General features: G+C 69.6%; 16 protein-coding genes. 1 reads left to right on the top strand and 15 read right to left on the bottom strand.

Features of this window, described 5'->3' with window-relative positions:
- Positions 1 to 13 precede the first annotated feature (13 nt).
- The 15 genes from asnB to HWX55_RS15440 all read right to left on the bottom strand — a co-directional run bounded on the left by asnB (position 14) and on the right by HWX55_RS15440 (position 16331).
- Entirely contained in the window at positions 14 to 1984 is a 1971-nt protein-coding gene (gene asnB / locus HWX55_RS15510) for an asparagine synthase (glutamine-hydrolyzing) (protein WP_175976351.1), read from the bottom strand.
- Positions 1985 to 2251: 267 nt separating this feature from the next.
- Positions 2252 to 3283 (bottom strand): EscU/YscU/HrcU family type III secretion system export apparatus switch protein, encoded by a 1032-nt coding sequence (locus HWX55_RS15505; protein WP_175976350.1) that lies wholly within the window; start codon positions 3281 to 3283, stop codon positions 2252 to 2254.
- Between the two features lie 16 nt (positions 3284 to 3299).
- Entirely contained in the window at positions 3300 to 4109 is an 810-nt protein-coding gene (gene sctT / locus HWX55_RS15500; protein ID WP_069619387.1) for a type III secretion system export apparatus subunit SctT, read from the bottom strand.
- Positions 4103 to 4771 carry a hypothetical protein gene (locus HWX55_RS15495; RefSeq protein ID WP_175976349.1) on the bottom strand — a complete coding sequence of 223 codons (669 nt, stop codon included), beginning with the start codon at positions 4769 to 4771 and terminating at the stop codon, positions 4103 to 4105. Before HWX55_RS15495 ends, sctT begins: the two co-directional genes overlap by 7 nt.
- Positions 4764 to 6140 carry a type III secretion system ATPase SctN gene (gene sctN, locus HWX55_RS15490; protein ID WP_175976348.1) on the bottom strand — a complete coding sequence of 459 codons (1377 nt, stop codon included), beginning with the start codon at positions 6138 to 6140 and terminating at the stop codon, positions 4764 to 4766. The genes HWX55_RS15495 and sctN overlap by 8 nt, the downstream gene beginning before the upstream one ends.
- On the bottom strand, positions 6137 to 6766 hold the full coding sequence (gene sctL, locus HWX55_RS15485) for a type III secretion system stator protein SctL (protein WP_027781117.1): 630 nt from the start codon (positions 6764 to 6766) through the stop codon (positions 6137 to 6139). The genes sctN and sctL overlap by 4 nt, the downstream gene beginning before the upstream one ends.
- Positions 6748 to 7488 carry a SctK family type III secretion system sorting platform protein gene (locus HWX55_RS15480; RefSeq protein ID WP_175976347.1) on the bottom strand — a complete coding sequence of 247 codons (741 nt, stop codon included), beginning with the start codon at positions 7486 to 7488 and terminating at the stop codon, positions 6748 to 6750. Before HWX55_RS15480 ends, sctL begins: the two co-directional genes overlap by 19 nt.
- Positions 7485 to 8369, bottom strand: a complete 885-nt coding sequence (gene sctJ, locus HWX55_RS15475) for a type III secretion inner membrane ring lipoprotein SctJ (protein WP_175976346.1) — start codon at positions 8367 to 8369, stop codon at positions 7485 to 7487. Before sctJ ends, HWX55_RS15480 begins: the two co-directional genes overlap by 4 nt.
- Positions 8370 to 8419: 50 nt before the next feature.
- Positions 8420 to 8896, bottom strand: a complete 477-nt coding sequence (locus HWX55_RS15470; RefSeq protein ID WP_175976345.1) for a hypothetical protein — start codon at positions 8894 to 8896, stop codon at positions 8420 to 8422.
- Positions 8897 to 9020: 124 nt separating this feature from the next.
- Entirely contained in the window at positions 9021 to 9233 is a 213-nt protein-coding gene (locus tag HWX55_RS15465) for a hypothetical protein (protein WP_050015022.1), read from the bottom strand.
- A gap of 138 nt (positions 9234 to 9371) precedes the next feature.
- Positions 9372 to 10730: a type III secretion system inner membrane ring subunit SctD gene (sctD, locus tag HWX55_RS15460; RefSeq protein WP_175976344.1), complete on the bottom strand. Its 1359-nt coding sequence runs from the start codon at positions 10728 to 10730 to the stop codon at positions 9372 to 9374.
- Positions 10711 to 12756, bottom strand: coding sequence for a type III secretion system outer membrane ring subunit SctC (gene sctC, locus HWX55_RS15455; protein WP_175976343.1), 2046 nt, complete (start codon positions 12754 to 12756; stop codon positions 10711 to 10713). Before sctC ends, sctD begins: the two co-directional genes overlap by 20 nt.
- The gene (gene sctS / locus HWX55_RS15450; protein WP_009687668.1) at positions 12756 to 13034 is read right to left on the bottom strand and encodes a type III secretion system export apparatus subunit SctS; all 279 of its coding nucleotides are present in this window, start codon (positions 13032 to 13034) and stop codon (positions 12756 to 12758) included. The genes sctC and sctS overlap by 1 nt, the downstream gene beginning before the upstream one ends.
- Positions 13031 to 15247: a type III secretion system export apparatus subunit SctV gene (gene sctV, locus HWX55_RS15445; RefSeq protein WP_175976342.1), complete on the bottom strand. Its 2217-nt coding sequence runs from the start codon at positions 15245 to 15247 to the stop codon at positions 13031 to 13033. The genes sctS and sctV overlap by 4 nt, the downstream gene beginning before the upstream one ends.
- 250 nt (positions 15248 to 15497) lie before the next feature.
- Positions 15498 to 16331, bottom strand: a complete 834-nt coding sequence (locus tag HWX55_RS15440) for an autoinducer binding domain-containing protein (RefSeq protein WP_175976341.1) — start codon at positions 16329 to 16331, stop codon at positions 15498 to 15500.
- A 281-nt stretch (positions 16332 to 16612) separates the two neighbouring features.
- On the opposite strand from HWX55_RS15440, the gene HWX55_RS15435 reads away from it, so the two are divergent.
- Positions 16613 to 17521: a LuxR family transcriptional regulator gene (locus tag HWX55_RS15435; protein ID WP_175976340.1), complete on the top strand. Its 909-nt coding sequence runs from the start codon at positions 16613 to 16615 to the stop codon at positions 17519 to 17521.
- Positions 17522 to 17640 lie beyond the last annotated feature (119 nt).

Below are 17640 nucleotides of genomic sequence, written 5' to 3'. Positions count from 1 at the left end.
GCGGCACGCCGCATCACGTCGCCCGCTGATGTTCCAGCCACGCCTGGAACATCAGCACCGTCCACAGCTGGTGCTGCCAGTTCATCCGGCCCGTCTGGTGCTGGCGCCACAGCCGCTCGACCGCCGCCGCATCGAAGAAGCCTTCGTCGCGCAGGCGCGACGGCCGCAGCAGCGCGTCGGCCCAGTCGCGCAGCGCGCCGCGCAGCCAGTGGTCGACGGGCGCGCAGAAGCCCTGCTTCGGCCGGTCGATCAGCGCGGACGGCACGTATCGGTCCAGCAGCCGGCGCAGCAGCGCCTTCGACTGCCCTTCCGGCAAGCGCACCGACGCCGGCACGCGCCACGCGAATTCGACGACGTGATGATCGAGAAACGGCATGCGCGTCTCGAGGCTCACGGCCATCGCCGCGCGATCGACCTTCGCGAGGATGTCGGTCGGGAGGTACGTGAGCGTGTCGATCGCCATCGCCTGCTCGGCGAAGCTCAGGTGCGCGGGCCACGCGGATACCGTGTCGAGCGGCGTCGGCGGCTCCTGCCCGGCGAGCGCGATGCGCTCCGGATGATGCACGGACGACATCAGCAGCCGGTACAGCCCGATGCGGCTCTCGGCGGTCATCACATGGCCGAGCTTGTGCAGGCGATCGCCGATGCGCGACGACGATTCGCGCGCTTCCACGCCGCCGCCCCATGCGCCCTGCGCGACGGCCGCGAGCTGGTCCGCGTGATCGGGCCGCAACGCATGCAGCGCGGCGGCGATCCGCGCGCGCACCGCGGCCGGCACGCGATGCAGCTTGCGCCACAGGCGCGGCGTCAGGAAGTAGCGCGTATAGCCGCCGAACAGCTCGTCGCCGCCGTCGCCGGACAGGCTCACCTTCACGTGCCGGCGCGTCAGTTCGGAGACGAGAAAGGTCGGAATCTGCGACGCATCGGAAAACGGTTCGTCGTAGATCGACGGCAGCTTCGGCACGACGCCGAGCGCGTGGTCGGCCGTCACGTAAAGCTCGGTATGGCGCGTGCCGAGATGGCGCGCGACGGCCTTCGCGTAACCGGCCTCGTCGTAGCCGGCCTCGTGAAAGCCGATCGTAAACGTGTCGACCGGCGACGCCGATTGCGCCTGCATCAGCGCGACGATCGCCGACGAATCGATGCCGCCCGACAGGAACGCGCCGAGCGGCACGTCGGCTTCCATCTGCCGCGCGACGGCCTGGCGCAGGATCGTGTCGAGCTGATCGACGGCTTCGCCGGCGCTGCCCTCGAACGGCTGCGCGCGGCCCGCCTCGATCGCCTGTTCGAGCGTCCAGTACGCACGCACGCGCGGCGTGTCGCGCGCATGTTCGAACTGGATGTACGTGCCGGGCGGCAGCTTGCGGATGCCGCGATAGATCGTGTAAGGCGCGGGCACGCTCGACTGGCGCAGATACAGGCACAGCGCGTCGCGGTCGATCGCGCCGTCGAAGCCCGGATAGCCGCGCAGCGCCTTCAGCTCGGACGCGAACACGAGCGCGTCGCCGATCCGGCCGTAGTAGAGCGGCTTCTCGCCGATCCGGTCGCGCGCGAGCGTCAGCACCCGCGATGCGCGATTCCACAGCGCGAACGCGAACATGCCGGTCGCGCGGCGCAACGTGGCCTCGACGCCCCACGCGACGATCGCCGCGATCAGCACCTCGCTGTCGGAGTGGCCGCGCCACGCCGGTGCGCGCCCCGTGCGCTCGAGCTCCGCGCGCAGTTCGCGATGGTTGTAGATTTCGCCATTGAAGACGAGGACGTAGCGGCCGCACGCGGAAGCCATCGGCTGCCGGCCGTGCACCGACAGGTCGACGATCGCGAGCCGCCGGTGGCCGAGCGCGATGCCGGCATCCGGGTCGACCCAGATGCCCTGCCCGTCCGGCCCGCGATGCGCGAGGCTCGCCGTCATTCGCGCGAGCGTGCCGCGCGCTGTCTCCTCATCGAAGGCGACGCTATTCAGAAAGCCGTCGATTCCGCACATTGATTTGTCTGCCCCTGTTGACCTGTTCCGTCACGCACCGCGCACCTCGCGGCCCGCCGTCGGGCATGACGGTCGAGCCATATTACGAAGAAATAAATCAGCAATAATTCACCAGTGAATGCGGGCACCGTCCGGAAAAAAATGGACGTCAAGCGCCGCGTGCGGATGGCCAGATCACGGGGCCATATCGAATCCCGCCGGATGGCCGGCAGGCAAGGCAGGTAAAAAAAGGGGGCATACCAGCATGACGCCCCCCGGAACGCCGCGTCACGCGGCGCCGGTCGCCCATTTCAGCAACTGCGCGACCTCGCGGAAATGCTGCGGCTGGATCGTGCCGTTCTCGGGCGTCGTCTCGTACAGCGCCTGCGCGAGCCCGACGTTCGCGAGCGTCGGGCGCAGCGCGTCGCGGGCCAGCCGCACGATCCGCTCGGCCGCGTCGCCCTCGCCGCGCGCGAGCACCCACGGCAGCGAGCCCATCCCGCCGTAGTAGAGCGCGACCGCGACGCGCGACGAATAGACGACCACCGACGCATAGCCGACCCGGTCCGGCAGCGACGCGAACTGCACTTCGCGCGCAAGCTGGCGGCGCTTCGCCTCGATGTGCGGATCGCCTTCGTCCTCCTTGTGCTCGCGCCGCACTTCGTCGATCGACATTTTCATTTTCTGGTTGAATTCGTGCCGCTGGTGCACGATGTCGATCAGCGCCATCACGATGTAGATCAGCGCGGCCCAGCCGAACAGCAGCATCAGCAGCTTCACGATCAGCGCGAGGATCGAGACCGGCCGCGTGAAGCCCGACTGCACGGACGGATCGAGCGACTCGACGATCAGCCAGCCGAGCGTCGCGACGAGCAGCACCGTCTTCAGCAGCATCTTCGCGAGGTTGACGAGGTTGCGCAGCGACCACAGGTTCTTCATCCCCTCGGCCGGGTTGAGCCGCGACAACTGCGGCACGAGGCGGCTCCACGCCATCACGCCGCCCACCTGCACGAAGCCCGCGAGCAGCCCCGCCAGCAGCCCGGCCGCGACGATCTGCGCGGACTGCGTGGCCCAGTCGCGCGCGGCGCCGTCGATCAGCACCGCGAGCCGCGCGGATGGATCGGCCGCGCCGACCGCGTCGAACACGAGCCGGAACAGCGCCTGCAATCGCGCGAACATCGAACCGATGCCCACCGCGAGCGCCACGCACACGCCGACGAAGAACGCCGACGACACCGTTTCCGCGCTCTTCGGTACGTCGCCCTTCTCGCGCGCCTCGCGCAGGCGCTTCGCGGTCGGCTTCTGGTCCTTTTCGGCCATGTCGGCTCCCGCGCGTTCAGCCGCCGCCGTGCGCGGCGAACAGCGCGCGCAGCAGCGCCATCAGCCCGCTGTCGGGGCTCAGCAGCGAATGCAGCGACGCGTACACCACCGGCAGGAACAAGACCATCATCAGCAGCGCGAGCGCGCTCTTCAGCGGCTGCGAGAACACGAAGATGTTGAGCTGCGGCACCGCGCGCCCGACCAGGCCGATGCCGAGTTCGACGAGCACCAGCACGATCGTGACCGGCGCGGCGAGCTTCACCATCCATTCGAAGATCGTGTCGGTCTGCCGCACGATGAAGGTTTGCAGCATCGACGAGAAATCGGGGCCGAGCGAGCCGATCGGCCACCATGCGTACGACTGCGCGAACAGCTGCACGAGCACCTGCAACCCGCCCGCGGTGACGAACAGCGCGATCGCGACGAAATTCAGGAATCCGGACGTCGGGCCGCCCTCGTGCCCGCCCATCGGATCGAAGAACGCGGCGCTGCCGCTGCCGGTCTGGAAGTCGATCAGGTAGCCGACGCCCTGGATCGCGAACAGCACCGCGCTGAACGCGCCCGCGAGCAGCATGCCGACCACCGCCTCCTTCGCGACGAGCAGGCACCACATCAGGAACGGCAGCGCGGCGACCTGCGCGGCATCGATCGTCGGCGCGACGAACGCGGCGATCACGACCGCGATCCCGTTGCGCACGAGGCCCGTGATGATCTGCTCGTTGAACACCGGCACGACGAACATGATCGGCAGCAGGCGCGGCATCACGTAGAGCAGCGGCCGCAGCATGCCGGCGACGTCGTTGAAACCCGCGGCCTGGTCTAGCATCGGCGCTCCGCGACGGCGGGCGGGGCGGAGTCGTCGGGCGAGGCGGACGGGCCGGTTTCAGCCGTGATGTCGGCACCGGTTTCCGCTTCGGTCATTGCCGCATCGAACGCGGCGGCGGCCTCCGGCGGCGTGGACGCATGACCGGCCGCGTCGCCCGCGCCGGCCACCCAGGTGCCGCCCGTCGCGAAGCGCCGGACCGCGTAGCCGTCCGCGACCTCGTCGGCGTCGCGCTCGACCCGCGCGGCGCGCGCGTGCAGCGCCTTCTCGCCGGCCTTGTCCAGCTTGTCCTCGGCGGCCTTCGCCTTGCGCGCGGCGCGCTGCAGGTCGGCGAGCGTCGCCTCGTGGCCGCGATGCACGTGCGCGGCCTCGCTCACCGACGCGTTCGCGGTGCCGATATGCCGGTCGAACGTGCGTGTATCGGCCGCCGCGTCCTGCAATGCGCGCGCTTCGCGCACGTCGTCGGCGAGCCGTGTCTGGATCGCGGCCTTCGCGGCGACCTGCTGCGCGAGCTGCGCCCGCGCGGCCGCCAGCGCGCGCCGGCTCTGCGCGGCGATGCCCTGCTGGCGCGCGGCCGCGACGCGCGCGATCTGGCTGCGCATCTCGCGCACCCGCTTCAGGCGGGCGAGCGTCGCGAGCACGAGACGGTCGTCGGCTTCAGACATGATCGTTCGCCAGCTTCGTCAGTTTCGCGAGCAGCGCGTCGAAGCGCACGTCCTCGTCCGACGCCTGCGCGCAGAACGCGCCGATCGCGTCGCGCGCACGCAGCGCGAGATCGCCGAGCCGGTCGCTGCCTTCGCGATACTCGCCGATCTGCACGAGCAGCTCGATTTCCTGGTACTTCGCGATCAGTTCGCGCACGCGCGCGGCCGCATGCTGGTGCGCGCGGCTCGCGACGAGCGGCATCACGCGCGACAGGCTCGCGAGCACGTCGATCGCCGGATAGCGGTTCGCGAGCGCGATCTTGCGCGACAGCACGATATGGCCGTCGAGGATCGAGCGCACTTCCTCGGCGATCGGGTCCGATTCCTCGTCGCCTTCGACGAGCACCGTGTACAGCGCGGTGATCGATCCGTGCGCGCCCTGCCCCGCGCGTTCGAGCAGGCGCGGCAGCACCGCGAACGTCGACGGCGGAAAGCTGCGCCGCGTCGGCGGCTCGCCGCTCGCGAGGCCGACCTCGCGCTGCGCGCGGGCGAAGCGCGTCAGCGAATCGACCAGCAGCAGCACGCGCTTGCCCGCATCGCGAAAGTGCTCGGCGATCGCGGTCGCGACCAGTGCGGATTTCACGCGCTCCATCGCGGGGCGGTCCGACGTCGACACGACGACGATCGAACGCGCGCGCACCTCCGGCGACAGGCTGTGCTCGATGAATTCCCGCACCTCGCGGCCGCGTTCGCCGACCAGCGCGATCACGTTCACGTCGGCCTGCGCGCCGCGCGCGATCATCCCGAGCAGCGTGCTCTTGCCGACGCCCGACGGCGCAAAGATGCCGACGCGCTGCCCGACGCCGAGCGTCATCAGGCCGTCGATCACGCGCACGCCGGTCGGAAACGGCGTGTCGATCAGCTTGCGCGCAAGCGGATTCGGCGGGTCCTGCTGCGTCGATACCCACGCGGCGCCGGTCACCGGCCCGCGATCGTCGAGCGGCCGGCCGAGCCCGTCGAGCACGCGGCCGAACAGCCCTTCGCCCACCGGGAACACATGCTCGCGCCCAGACGGCACGACGGTCGTCTCCGGCGACAGCCCGGCCACGTCGCCGAGCGGCGTGAGCAGCGTCGTCTGCCGCGAAAAGCCGACCACCTCCGCAAGCAGCGTCGGCTGGTTCGGCGTGCGCAGCTCGCAGATCTCGCCGAGCCGCGCGCGGATGCCCGTCGCGTTCAATATCTGCCCGACCGCGTGGTTGACGCGGCCCTGCACCGACACCGGCGAAAAGAACGCGAGCCCCGCATCGAGTTCGCCGACGAGGCGGCCGCGATCGAACGGCGCGCCGTCGTCGTCGCCGAACGACGGCGGATCGTCGAGCGGCGCGTTCATCGCGCGGCCCCCTTCAGCGCGTCGCGGCGGATCGCCTGGCGCAACGCGTCGATCTGCAGGTCGAGGCTCGCGTCGATGCGCCCGGACGGCGTCTCGACCGTGCACGCGTGGCGTTCGAGCTGCGCGTCCTCGACGATGCGGATCTTCTGCCGGTTCGACTGCCCCGCGAATGCGCCGTCGAGCGCATCGCGCATCTCGTCGGTGCGGCCGGGCGCGATACGCACGATCAGGAACGCCTCGTCGCGCACGAGCGGCGCAATCCGCGCGAGCGCGGCCTCGTACAGCTTCTGCGTGCTCATCTCGCCGACGATCGCGCGCACGGCCTTCACGACGATATCGGCCATCGCGTCCTTCATCGTCTCCATCGTGCGCGTGGCGGCGAGCGCCTGCGTGTACGCCTGCGCGGCCTGCTCGCGCTGCGCGCGGCGCATGCCTTCGTCGTAGCCGGCCGCCTGGCGCTTGTCGAATTCGCGCTGTGCGTCGGCGACGATGCGCGCGGCCTCTTCATGCGCGGTCGCGATCACCGCGGACGCGTCGAGCAGCGCCGCGTATTCGCGCTCCTTGAGCACCTTGCGCTCGGACAGCAGCTGCAGGTTGTCGCTCGTGATCAGAAAAGCCAGTCCCATGACGCAAGCCTCTCGGGAATCAGAAACAGGAACATCAGTTCGCCGAACTGATCGCGCTGCGCGCGGTTCAGCCAGTACGGCGCCTCGTCGTCGATCGCGCGGTTGAATTTCAGGCGCACGCGCCGCGCGACCGCGTCGCCGGCCACGCCGATGAAATCCGCGAGCAGCCGGCCGCCGCGCGCGCGGATCACGGCCGGCAGCGCGGCGGGATCGGCGCGCCACGGTTCGAGCGTTTCCGCAAGCGCGCCGAATTCCGGCGCGCGTTCGAGCGCGAGTTCGAGCGCATCGCCGCCGAGCCGCGCCGCGACTTCCGCGCGGATGCGGCGCCCGGCCAGCGCGTCGCGCAGCCACGCGCGATGCAGCAGCAGCCCCGCATACGCGGCCAGTTGCTCGAGCGCCGCGCCCGGCAGCAGCGCGAGCCGCGCACACGGGTTCGCGACGTCGAAGTCGTGCCGGTCGGCCACGCCGTTCACGTCGAGCAGGTGTCGCGCGAGCAGCTTGCGGCCGGCCGCGCCGAACGCGTCCGGCGAACGGTAGCGCGCGGGCCAGTCGGCCGGCACGCGCGTCACGTGCAGATAGCGGTCGGGCCGCAGGTTGAAATCGCAGACGAGCGCATGGAACACGGCAGCGCGCGCGGCCGGCGGCGGCGCAAGCGGCTGCAGCCATGGCAGCCGCGTCGCGTCAGACGCGTCGCCCGGCGGCCGCGCATGCGGATCGCTCATGCGCCGTCGCGCGCGCCGTCCGGCGTGCGCAGCCCGCCGCCTGCCTGCTGTGCGGCCGCGCCGCCGCCGTTCGCACCGCGCGGTGCGCCGAGCAGGCCCGCGAGCCGCGCGCCGAACATCCCGCGCCGCGCGGCCGACAGCGCGATCACCGCGCAGGTCAGCAGGATCAGCGCGAACACGAGCCAGCCGAGCGGCGAGCGCAGCCGCAGGATGTCCGACACCGCGCTGCCGATTCCGTCCACGCGCGTCGCGCGCGCGGCGGCCGGCTGCAGGAACAGCGACACGTTGTCGTACTGCAGCCCTTCGATGCTGTGCGCGACGAGATCCTTGACCATCGGCGCCATCGCGCGCAAGTCGACACCCGGCCGGTAGCGGATGTACACCGCGGCCGACGACGGCTTGATCTTGTCCGCGAGCGGATCGTTCTCCGGAATCACGACCTGCACGCGCGCGACGACCACGCCCTCGATGTCCTGCAGCGTACGCGACAGATCCTGCGACACGCCGTACAGGTAGCGCACGCGCTCCTCGGCCGGCGTCGACACGAGGCCCTGCTTCTGGAACAGTTCGCCCAGGCTCGCATAGCTCGGCTTCGGCAGCCCGTTCGCGTGCAGCACCGTGAGCGCCGACTGCATGTCGCCGTCCGCGACGCTCACGAGCCACGCGTTGCGGTCCGACGTGTCGCGCGCGTCGTTGTCCTTCGACGCGCTGATGCCCGCGTCGCCGAGCACCGCGATCATCTGGTTCGCGTCGCGCTCCGACAGGCCCGAGTACAGCTCCTTCTGGCACCCGGCCAACAGCACGAGCAGCCCCGCGAGCAGCGCGCGCGCCGCCCGGCTGCGCCACGCATGCGTGCGCGGCGTCGAATCGATCGTCGTCATCGTTTGTCCGCTTCAGGGCGCGTGAGGCCGCATGGCCCGCACGCGCGCTTTCACTCCTGCGTCTTCAGCACCGTATGCGTGAAGCCGTTCGCCGCCTGCGCAACCGACAGGCTCAACTGGTATTCCGAAATCGTGGTGGTTGCGGTCCACTGGAAATCCATCGCCTTCACCATCGTCATCAGCGGGTCGCTGCGGCTGTCCGCCATCGACGTCAGCATCTCGTTGCGATGCTTGTCGATGTTCGCGTACCGCGAATCGAGATCGTTGCCGTACGTGCGCAACCGCTCGACGAGCGACGACTGGTTCGCCTGCGCGGGCGTCATCTGCACGGCCGGCGCCGCATCCGCCGGCGCGCGCGCCATCGCGACGCCCGACGAAGACGGCGGGGCGGCCGTCGACGCGCCCGGCTGCATCAGCGCATCGAACTGGCGCACCTGCGCCGGATCGGACGCCGTGCCCGTTTGCTGCGCGGCACTCGCGAGCGCCGCCGCGCCCGGCGGCGCCGCGCCTACGCCTGTTACCGACATGATCGTGTCCTCCTTGACCGGCAGAGCCGGAAACGGGCCGGCCGGCACGCATCGACACCACACCGGGCGCCCGTCACGGGCGGCCCCGGCATGCGACGTCGCGCGGCACGGCCGGCGACCGGCGTCACGCGCGGCCGGCGGAACTCAGGTGTTGCGCAACCTGGGCGTTCGCCGTCCCTTCCTGCGCGGTCACTGCGTTGCTGGTTTCGAACGTCGCAGTCGATTGCTGAACCTGGAAGTTGATCTTGGTCAGTTCGAGCTGCGTCTTGGTCAGGTCGTCGGCCTGCTTCTGCACGTCGCCCGTGTTCGTCACACCACCTGTTGCCGAGGTACCCATGCTTCGCTCCTTTACGTGAACCACACTCCACCTTCCGGCGGCGGCCCCATGCCCCGCCAGCGACGTGACGCGCCGCATGCGCGGCGTGTCGCGTAATGCGCGCATCGCGAAACGCGCTGCGCAAATCCTGTCTCGACGCTAGTGCGTCGCGCCCTTCGATGCGCCGGCCGTCGCGACGGCCGGCGTCGCCGGCGCATCGGGCAACAGCGTCGGCCCCGGCACCGGCTGCGCGACGCCCGCCGCCGCCCCGCTCGCGAGCGGCGCCACGGGCGGCGCCGGCGCCTGCTCGGGCGCATGCGCCGACGGGCCGCCGAGCGGCATCGTGATGCGCTGGCCGTTGCGCTCGAACACCACTTCGTCCGGGCCGATCGACACGACGGTCGCACCCTCCTTCAGCCGCGCGCCTTCGAAATAGCGGCTGCCGTCGACCGTCTCGATGTAGCGCTGGTCGCCGTCGCCCGCGAACACGGTCGTGATCTCCGGAATGCCCGCCGTGCCGCCGAGCGTCGTCGCCGTGCGCGGCGCGGCCGCATCGGCGTCGCGCACGTGATCGACCACCTCGAGCGCCGGCCGAGCGTCCTTCATGTAGTTGCGAATACGCGGCTCGATCTGCGCGCGCGCGGCCGTGCCCGTCAGCTCGATCCGGCCCCGCCCGAGATACGTGACCGTCAGCGCCGTATCGCTGAAATAGGTCTGCGCGGTCGCGACCAGATCGCTGACCACATAGATGTTGCCGAGCGCCGCGTTGTCGACACCCGCGACGATCTGCGCGACGCGCTCGCGCGCGGCCGGGTCGCTCACGTAACCCGATACGATCACGCCGTCGTCGCGCGGCGCGACCGCCAGCTCCGGATACGCGTGCAGCAGCTGCTGCAGCCGGTGCGTGCGCGCGAGCACCGATTCGTGCTGCCACGGCAGCCGCCCCGACCATGCGACGAAGCCGTAGCCGAGTGCGCCGAGCAGCACGCCGACCCACAGCGCGACCAGCGCGATCACGAGCCGCCGGCTGCCGAGGCGGCGTAGCCCGCCCGTGAGCCAGCCGAGCCACGCGGCCTCGCGCGCGGCGTCCGGCGCATCGGCTTCGTCGGGCACCGCGACGCTCGCCTGCGCATGCCGCGCGATGCCGAGCCGGATCGAGCCGACCGTCACGACGTCGTTCGGCGTCAGCGAGCGGCGGCCACTGCCGAGCGGCTCGTCGTTGAACAGCACCGGCGCACCGGTGTCGCCGCCGTGGTTCTGCACGGTCACCGCGAGCGCGCCGACCTGCAGGCATACCTGTTTCGCGCCGATCTCGCGATCGGGCAGGATCACTTCGCAATCGGCCGCCGTGCCGACCCAGTTCGCGCCGCGCGCGAGCGACATCGTGCGGCCGTACATCGGCCCGCTCAGGAAGCACAGGTTCCACGGCGACGCGAGCGCGGCCGAACCGGCCCCCGCGCTTCCCGCGCCGCCGGGCAACGCGCCGTCGCCGTGCGGATCAATGATGCTCGTCGACATGCGTGACCACTCCTGCGGTCGTCGCGGCCGGCTGCGACGCCGCATCCTTCGGGGGCGGCGGCAACGCGGGCGGACCGAACTTCGTGCCGGGCAGCGGCTTCGGCGTGAGCGGCACCGCGACGTCGTTGTCCGGCGGCCGATACATCGACAGCCCTTCAGGGTTCGCCGGACCGTCGACGCCCGGGTTCACGGGCGAGCCGTCTGGCGCATACATCGACGCATTCGTCACGACGCGCGGCGTCAGCAGGTAGAACCGCTCCATGTGGTTGCCCGACTTGTCGGTGTACTTGAACAGGTTGCCGATCAGCGGAATGTCGGACAGCCAGGGCACGCCGCTCTTGTTCAGCCGCACCTCGTCGTCGTTGAAACCGGCGATCAGCAGGCTCTTGCCTTCGTCGATCATCGTCTTGGTGACGATGTTGCGCTGCTGGATCACCGGCACGTTCGACACGGCCTGCCCCGGCACGATATTGCCGTCCTGGATGTCGATCGACATCATCACGCTCTGCGGATTGCCCGACACGGCCGCCGCATTGCGGATCGCCTCGTCGACGATCATCGGCGTCACCTTGATGCTGGTGCCGGTCGTCACGCTGTACAGCGACGAATCCTGATAGCCCGGCACCTGCACGTAGAACTGCGTGAGGTTCTCGAGGATCGCCTCGGTGTTGTCGAGCGCGAGCACCTTCGGCTTCGATCGCAGTTGCGCCTGGCCTTTCTGCGCGAGTGCGTTCACGCGCGTGAGCAGGTAGTTGCGCAGCGACCCGCCGATCGATGCGGTCAGCGCGATGCCGGTCGGCATGAAGGCGCCCGTCTGCCCGGTTTCCGACGTGCCGATGCCGAACGTCAGCGGCGGGTTGCCGGCGCCGTTGTACTGCGTGTTGCCGTTCAGCGCGTTCTGGCCGTTGCCGATCTGCACGTCGCCGTGCGTCGTGTGCAGGCGCCAGTCGATCCCGAGGCTGTCGAGCGAATCCTCGTTGATGTCGATGATCGTCACGTTGATCTCGACGATGCGCGGCCGCTCGTCGAGCTGGCCGATCAGCGACTGGTAGCGGTACATGTTCTCCGGCAGGTCGCGCACGATCACCGCGTTGATCGCCGGATCGGCGACGATCTGCGGCAGCGTGTCGCCGCCGCCGTTGTTCGAGAACGGCGAGAACCCGCCGCCCATGCTGCCGTCCGCACCGCCATAGCCGCCCTGCCGCGGGCCGCCGGAGATGTCGGGGAAGTCGAGGCGCGGCACCGCGATCGTCAGCCCCGAGCCGAGCTTCACCTGGCGCGCGGCCTGCCCGAGCGGCGTGCTCGACGGCGCCGCGGTCGTATCGCCGGTCTTGCCGAACAGCCGGCGCAGGATCGTCGCGACGCCCGGCACCGTCACTTCCTTGCCCGAACGGTTGATCGTGAAATCCGACGCCCAACCGTATTTCAGACGGAACGCGCGGATGTCCGCATGCGCGCCGTTCGCCGACGGATCGCCGACCGAGCCGATCGCCTGCCGCACGAGCTCGACGTAGCGGCGCGGGCCGGCCACGTACACGCTGTTCGCGCGATCGTTGATCACCAGCGTGTAGCGCTTGTCCGGAATCTGCATCGCCTGCAGCGCGCGGCCGATTTCGCCGGACGCGTTCGGCGGGATCGGGATCATCTGCGTTTGCGACTGGTCGGCCGGATCGACGTACAGGAACGAGCCGTCGTAGTACCACGTGAGCCCGTAGGTCGAGCAGATCGTGTCGAGCGTCTGCTGCGGCGTGCCGGAAAAGCGGCCGCTGATCACGCCGTCGACCTTCGGGTCGACCACCGCCGTCACGCCCTGGGACGACGCGAGCTCGCGGATGAAGTCGCCGATCTTCTTGCCGTTCGCGACGATCGTGAACGGCTTGTTGCGCCAGCGCAGGTCCGCGGCGCGCGCATGCTGCGCGGGCGCCATGCACAGCGACGCCGTGAGCAGCGCGGTCGCGCACACGGCAAGCGCGGCCCGTTGCAGGCTGCGCGGTTGAAACCGGATCGAGGCGACGCGTCGACGCATCAAAAGACTCCTGTGGAAGAAACGAACATGCGTTCCAGCGCCTGCTGCGCGAAGCGCAGCACTTCGCCGCCAAGCCAGCCCGACAGCAGCACGAGCGCGACCATCACGGCGATCAGCCGCACCGCGATGCCGATATTGGCGTCCTGCACCTGCGTGACGGCCTGCAGGATCGCGACGACGAGGCCGGTGACGGTCGCGATCAGCACGATCGGCAGCGACAGCAGCAGCACGAGCATCAGCGCCTGGCGCGTCAGGTCGAGGATCGTCGAGCTCGTCATTGCACGGCTCCCGGCGCGCGCACGTCGGCGCCCGCGCCAACCGTGCCGTCGTCCGGCGGGTTCTTCACCCAGCCGACCGTATGCAACTGCACGTCCTCCTCGACTTCCTGGTACGACAGCACCGCGAGGTCGGGCAGCACCGGCTGCAGGATCGTCTTCACGTAGCGGCGCGCGCCGAGCGCGACCATCACCGCGAGCCGCGCGGCGCCCGGCGCATTGCCGTGACCACCGTGGCCGCCGGTGCCGGCCGCCTGCGCGGCCTGCACGATCGCGCGCACCTGCTCGCCGATGTCCTGCTTGACCGCGCTCGACAGCGCGAGGAAATTACCCTGCTTCGTGCGCATCACCGCGCTTTCGATCCGCTCCTGCAGGTTCTGCTCGAACAGCACGACCCGCAGCTGGCGCGCCGTGCCCGCGTGACGGTCGGTGATCATCCGGCGCAGGTCGACGCGCACGAGTTCGACCAGCGCGATCACGTCGTCGGGCTCGTTCGGCGCCCACGTGATCAGGCTCTCGAAGATCACGCGCAAGTTGCGGATCGGCACCTGTTCGGCGAGCAGCCGACGCAGCACTTCGGTCACGCGCTGCAGCGGCACGAGCCGCGTCAGTTCGCCGACGAGCTCCGGGTGATCGCGGCGCACCAGATGCACGAGCGCCTGCGTCTCCTGGATGCCGAGCAATTCGTCCGCATGCTGGCGCACGATCTGCTCGACGTGCGCGGCCAGCGCGCTCTCGCTCGACAGCCACTTGCCGTCCGGCGCCGCGCCGTCCGGCTTGATCCACAGCGCGGTCGCGAACGGGCCGAACGCCTCGGCCGGCTGGCGCTCCGCGCGCTCGGGTAGCGGCGCGACGCCGTCCCACAGCAGCCAGCCCGGCTTCAGCGCGCCGTGCGCGGCAAGCACGTCCTGCAGGTAGATCCGGTACGTGCCGGCCGGCGCGCCCTCGTCGTCGTTCAGCGTGATGCGCGGAAACACCGTGCCGATGTCCGCGTCGACGCGCGCCTTCGCGCTCGACAGCGCCGCCTGCAATTGCGCGAGGTTCAGGCCCGTGCGTAGCTCGTCGGACAGCGACACCGCGATCAGCGACGTGACGCCCGCCGCGTGCGACACCTTCGCGGGCTGGCCGTCGTCGGCCGCGCCGACGCGCCCCGCGACATGAATCAGGTTGAAGCTTGGCGCCGACGTCTTGCGCTTCAGTTGCGAGAACGCGAATGCACCGAGGCCGAGCGCGATCAGCGCGAACGACCATTTCGGAAAACCGGGCACGACGAGAAAACCGGTCAGCACGAACGCCGCGATCAGCAGCGCGCGCGGGTGCGCCCCCAGTTGCTCGCCGAGCTGTTCGCCGAGCTGGCGCTGCCGCGCATCGCGCGTCGCGACGCGCGTCGTCACGATGCCGGCCGCGATCGACACCAGCAGCGATGGAATCTGCGACGCCATCCCGTCGCCGACCGTCAGGATCGCGTAACGTTGCAGCGCCTCGCCGATGTCCATCCCGTGCATCAGCGTGCCGACCGCGATGCCGGCCACGATGTTGATGAACGCGATCACGAGGCCCGCGATCGCGTCGCCCTTCACGAACTTCATCGCGCCGTCCATCGCGCCGTGCATCTGCGATTCCTGCTCGAGCTTCTCGCGGCGCTCGCGCGCTTCGTCGGCGCTGATGATGCCCGCGCGCAGGTCCGCGTCGATGCTCATCTGCTTGCCCGGCATCGCGTCGAGCGAGAAGCGCGCGCCGACTTCGGCCACCCGCTCCGACCCTTTCGCGATCACGATGAACTGCACGACCGCGATCACGAGGAACACGACGCCGCCCACCACCACGTTGTTGCCGACCACCAGCCGCCCGAACGCGTCGATCACGTGGCCGGCGTTCGCATGCAGCAGGATCAGCTTGCACGACGCGATGTTCAGCGCGAGCCGGAACAGCGTCGTAAACAGCAGCAACGCGGGGAACGACGAGAAGCTGACCGCCGACGGCACGTAGGTCGACACCGTCAGCAGCACGACGCTCGCCGCGAGATTCAGCGAGATCATCCCGTCGAGCGCGGTCTGCGGCAGCGGCAGGATGAACAGCGCGACGACCGCGACGATGAAGGTTGCGAGAAACAGGTCGGCGCGCGGCGATGCGCCCCCGAGGCGCCGTCCGGACACGCCGCGGCCGGCGGAAAACAACCGCTGCCAGTCGCGGGGGAGCGCCTTCGGTTCAGCCATCGTGCCGTTGTCCTGTCGTTATCGCCGGCTGGCACGGGCAACCCTTCCCCGTGCTGCGCGGACCGTTGAATGGGACGAGTGTAGCGACGGGAACTGAAAGAAAAAGAAGCGCGCCTCGTAGCGTGAAAGCGCGTTTTCGTCAGACGATCGAATCGGACTACGAAACCCGGCGGCCGGTTCGGGCACGCGCCGCCGGAACCGCTTCCATCGCGCGCCGAGGCCGCCGGCGCGCGTGCCCGAAGACGTCAGATCAGGACGGCAGCCGCCGCGCGGCGAGGTACGCGAGCTGCGCGCGATTCTGTACGTTGAACTGCTTTTCCAGCGAGCGGATGTGGTGCCCGACCTTGTGCAGCGACGTACGCAGCGCGCTCGCGATCTCCTGATCGGACAGCCCGTGCACGAGCCGGTCGAGCACCTGCTGCTGCTCGTCGCCGAGCGCGAAGCCGCGCATGCGCGCGACACGCGCCTCGAGGAACGGCAGCGCGACGCGGTGCACGGCAAGACTGACCGACAGCGCGCCGCCGATCACGCGATCGTCGATCCATTCGGTGCCGTGCGTTTCCGACGTCAGGTTCACCGCGACTCGCAGGTCGAGGCGCGGCGCCGACAGACTGAAGATCACGCCGCTGTTCATTGCGTGCGCACGCAAGTGGCCGGCGAGCGCCAGCACCTTGCGATCGCCGCTGCCCTGCGCGGCCGCCTCGATCTCGTCGAGCCGCCACGCGACCGGGAAGCCGCTCTGCCGCACCTGCGCGAAGCGCGGGTCGCTTTCGTACAGCATCCCTTCGATGAACGGCTGCATGAACGTCGCCGGCGCGAGATCGCGCAGCAGATGCGCGCGCAGAATGCGGCGCCCGATCATTTCGTACGCGCCGTAACCGAGCGTGCTGAATCCGATTTGCCGCAATCGCGCATGGCATTGCGCGAAATCGAATGACGCAAGGTCGGTTTTACCGGGCGCTATTTGAATACCGGTAAAAACGTCACGCTCGATGGCGTGATATTCGTTCGAATAAGCGGCAGCGGCCGCGATATCGGCTTGTGAGAACCACTCGACGCGTGGTGCGCCGTCAGCATATGTCATGAGGAGCCCGCCCTTTCCCAATATGTGAAACTGCGCCCCGTCACGATCTGGTCTTTTCTTTATGATTTTCTGGTCGTCGTTATATGCACGCGAACATGAAACTTTCGCCGCGATTAGTATTACGGCATATTACCCACACACCGGCATTTTTGTACAATGCCCCCGCGTTTCGTCAGGGATGACGACGGCGCAATCACAACGATGCTCGGTCGCACCGCCGCGAATGCCGTACACGATACGGCCGCCGCCAGGCGATGCGCGTCGATTCCGAGGGATGGCTCATGTCCGATATTGCATTGCATGAAGAAGCGGTCGCCCCAACCAGCTTGCCGCGTTCGTCGCGCGTGTCGAACGCCGGCGCGGACGCGCTGCGCGAGCGCACCGTGCAGGTCGTCTGGTGCGACGACGTGAAGCGCGGCGACGACGCGCAGCCGCACGCGCCGAAGCTCGGCGTCGCCGATACGCTCGCGCACGCGCAGAGCACGGCCGAGCGCAACCGGATCGTCACGAGCCTGCTGCACCTGACCGGCTTCTCGACGTTCGCGTACTTCGCCCTCGAATTCACGCGCGAGCGCGTCGAAAGCCTCTACCTGCACGAAGCGTTCACGCCGGCCACCTATCGCGGCGACTACGTGCGGCACAGCCATCACGACGTCGATCCGCGCACGCTCGGCGCGCGCGTGTGCAACATGCCGATCGTGTGGGATCTGCAGCAATTGCGCCGCGCGCACCGCGAGCGCGACGACGCGCCGTCCGTGAGCCCGGCCGCGCTCGACGGCTTCCTGCAGACGATGCAGGACGACGGGATGTGCAGCGGCATCATGTATTCGATGGCCGTGCCCGGCACGCGGCTGCACGCATTCATGAGCTTCACCGCGCCGCGCCGCACGCGCGAATGGATCACGCCGGCGACGATCGAGCAGGCGCTGTCGATCGGGCTGTCGGTCCACAAGTTCGCGTCGCCGCAACTGATCTCGACGTCGCGCGAGCGTGCGGTCAACGGGCTCACGCCGTTCGAGCAGGAGCTGCTGCTCGGCATCGCCGAAGGCGCGTCCGACAAGGAGATCGGCCGGCGCCTCGACACCAGCGCGCACAACGTCGACTATCACCTGCGCAAGCTGCGCAAGCGCTTCGGCGTCGCGAACCGGATCCAGCTCACGTACCTGACGTCGAAGCTCGAGCTGATCTGACACGCGGCGGCGCAACGCCGTTGCGCGTCATCGCCCGCGTAAACGCACATGCCGGCCTCGCGGGCCGGCATGGACGGGTGGCGGCGCGGTGCCGGGTCCGACGCCGCTTCCTGGCAGAC

This window comes from Burkholderia sp. BCC1047 (assembly GCF_902833155.1).
GTDB classification, from domain to species: Bacteria; Pseudomonadota; Gammaproteobacteria; order Burkholderiales; family Burkholderiaceae; genus Burkholderia; species Burkholderia sola.
This window is presented reverse-complemented; position numbering and strand designations above follow the sequence as displayed.

Excerpts from the sequence above, each read along its gene's own strand:
- asnB (WP_175976351.1), bottom strand. The coding sequence starts at position 1,984 with ATGTGCGGAATCGACGGCTTTCTGAATAGCGTCGCCTTCGATGAGGAG.
- HWX55_RS15465 (WP_050015022.1), bottom strand. The coding sequence starts at position 9,233 with ATGGGTACCTCGGCAACAGGTGGTGTGACGAACACGGGCGACGTGCAG.
- sctC (WP_175976343.1), bottom strand. The coding sequence starts at position 12,756 with ATGCGTCGACGCGTCGCCTCGATCCGGTTTCAACCGCGCAGCCTGCAA.
- HWX55_RS15440 (WP_175976341.1), bottom strand. The coding sequence starts at position 16,331 with ATGACATATGCTGACGGCGCACCACGCGTCGAGTGGTTCTCACAAGCC.
- sctJ (WP_175976346.1), bottom strand. The coding sequence starts at position 8,369 with ATGACGACGATCGATTCGACGCCGCGCACGCATGCGTGGCGCAGCCGG.
- sctV (WP_175976342.1), bottom strand. The coding sequence starts at position 15,247 with ATGGCTGAACCGAAGGCGCTCCCCCGCGACTGGCAGCGGTTGTTTTCC.
- sctN (WP_175976348.1), bottom strand. The coding sequence starts at position 6,140 with ATGAACGCGCCGCTCGACGATCCGCCGTCGTTCGGCGACGACGACGGC.
- sctD (WP_175976344.1), bottom strand. The coding sequence starts at position 10,730 with ATGTCGACGAGCATCATTGATCCGCACGGCGACGGCGCGTTGCCCGGC.
- HWX55_RS15505 (WP_175976350.1), bottom strand. The coding sequence starts at position 3,283 with ATGGCCGAAAAGGACCAGAAGCCGACCGCGAAGCGCCTGCGCGAGGCG.
- HWX55_RS15495 (WP_175976349.1), bottom strand. The coding sequence starts at position 4,771 with ATGTCTGAAGCCGACGACCGTCTCGTGCTCGCGACGCTCGCCCGCCTG.
- HWX55_RS15480 (WP_175976347.1), bottom strand. The coding sequence starts at position 7,488 with ATGAGCGATCCGCATGCGCGGCCGCCGGGCGACGCGTCTGACGCGACG.
- sctS (WP_009687668.1), bottom strand. The coding sequence starts at position 13,034 with ATGACGAGCTCGACGATCCTCGACCTGACGCGCCAGGCGCTGATGCTC.
- HWX55_RS15435 (WP_175976340.1), top strand. The coding sequence starts at position 16,613 with ATGTCCGATATTGCATTGCATGAAGAAGCGGTCGCCCCAACCAGCTTG.
- sctT (WP_069619387.1), bottom strand. The coding sequence starts at position 4,109 with ATGCTAGACCAGGCCGCGGGTTTCAACGACGTCGCCGGCATGCTGCGG.
- sctL (WP_027781117.1), bottom strand. The coding sequence starts at position 6,766 with ATGGGACTGGCTTTTCTGATCACGAGCGACAACCTGCAGCTGCTGTCC.
- HWX55_RS15470 (WP_175976345.1), bottom strand. The coding sequence starts at position 8,896 with ATGTCGGTAACAGGCGTAGGCGCGGCGCCGCCGGGCGCGGCGGCGCTC.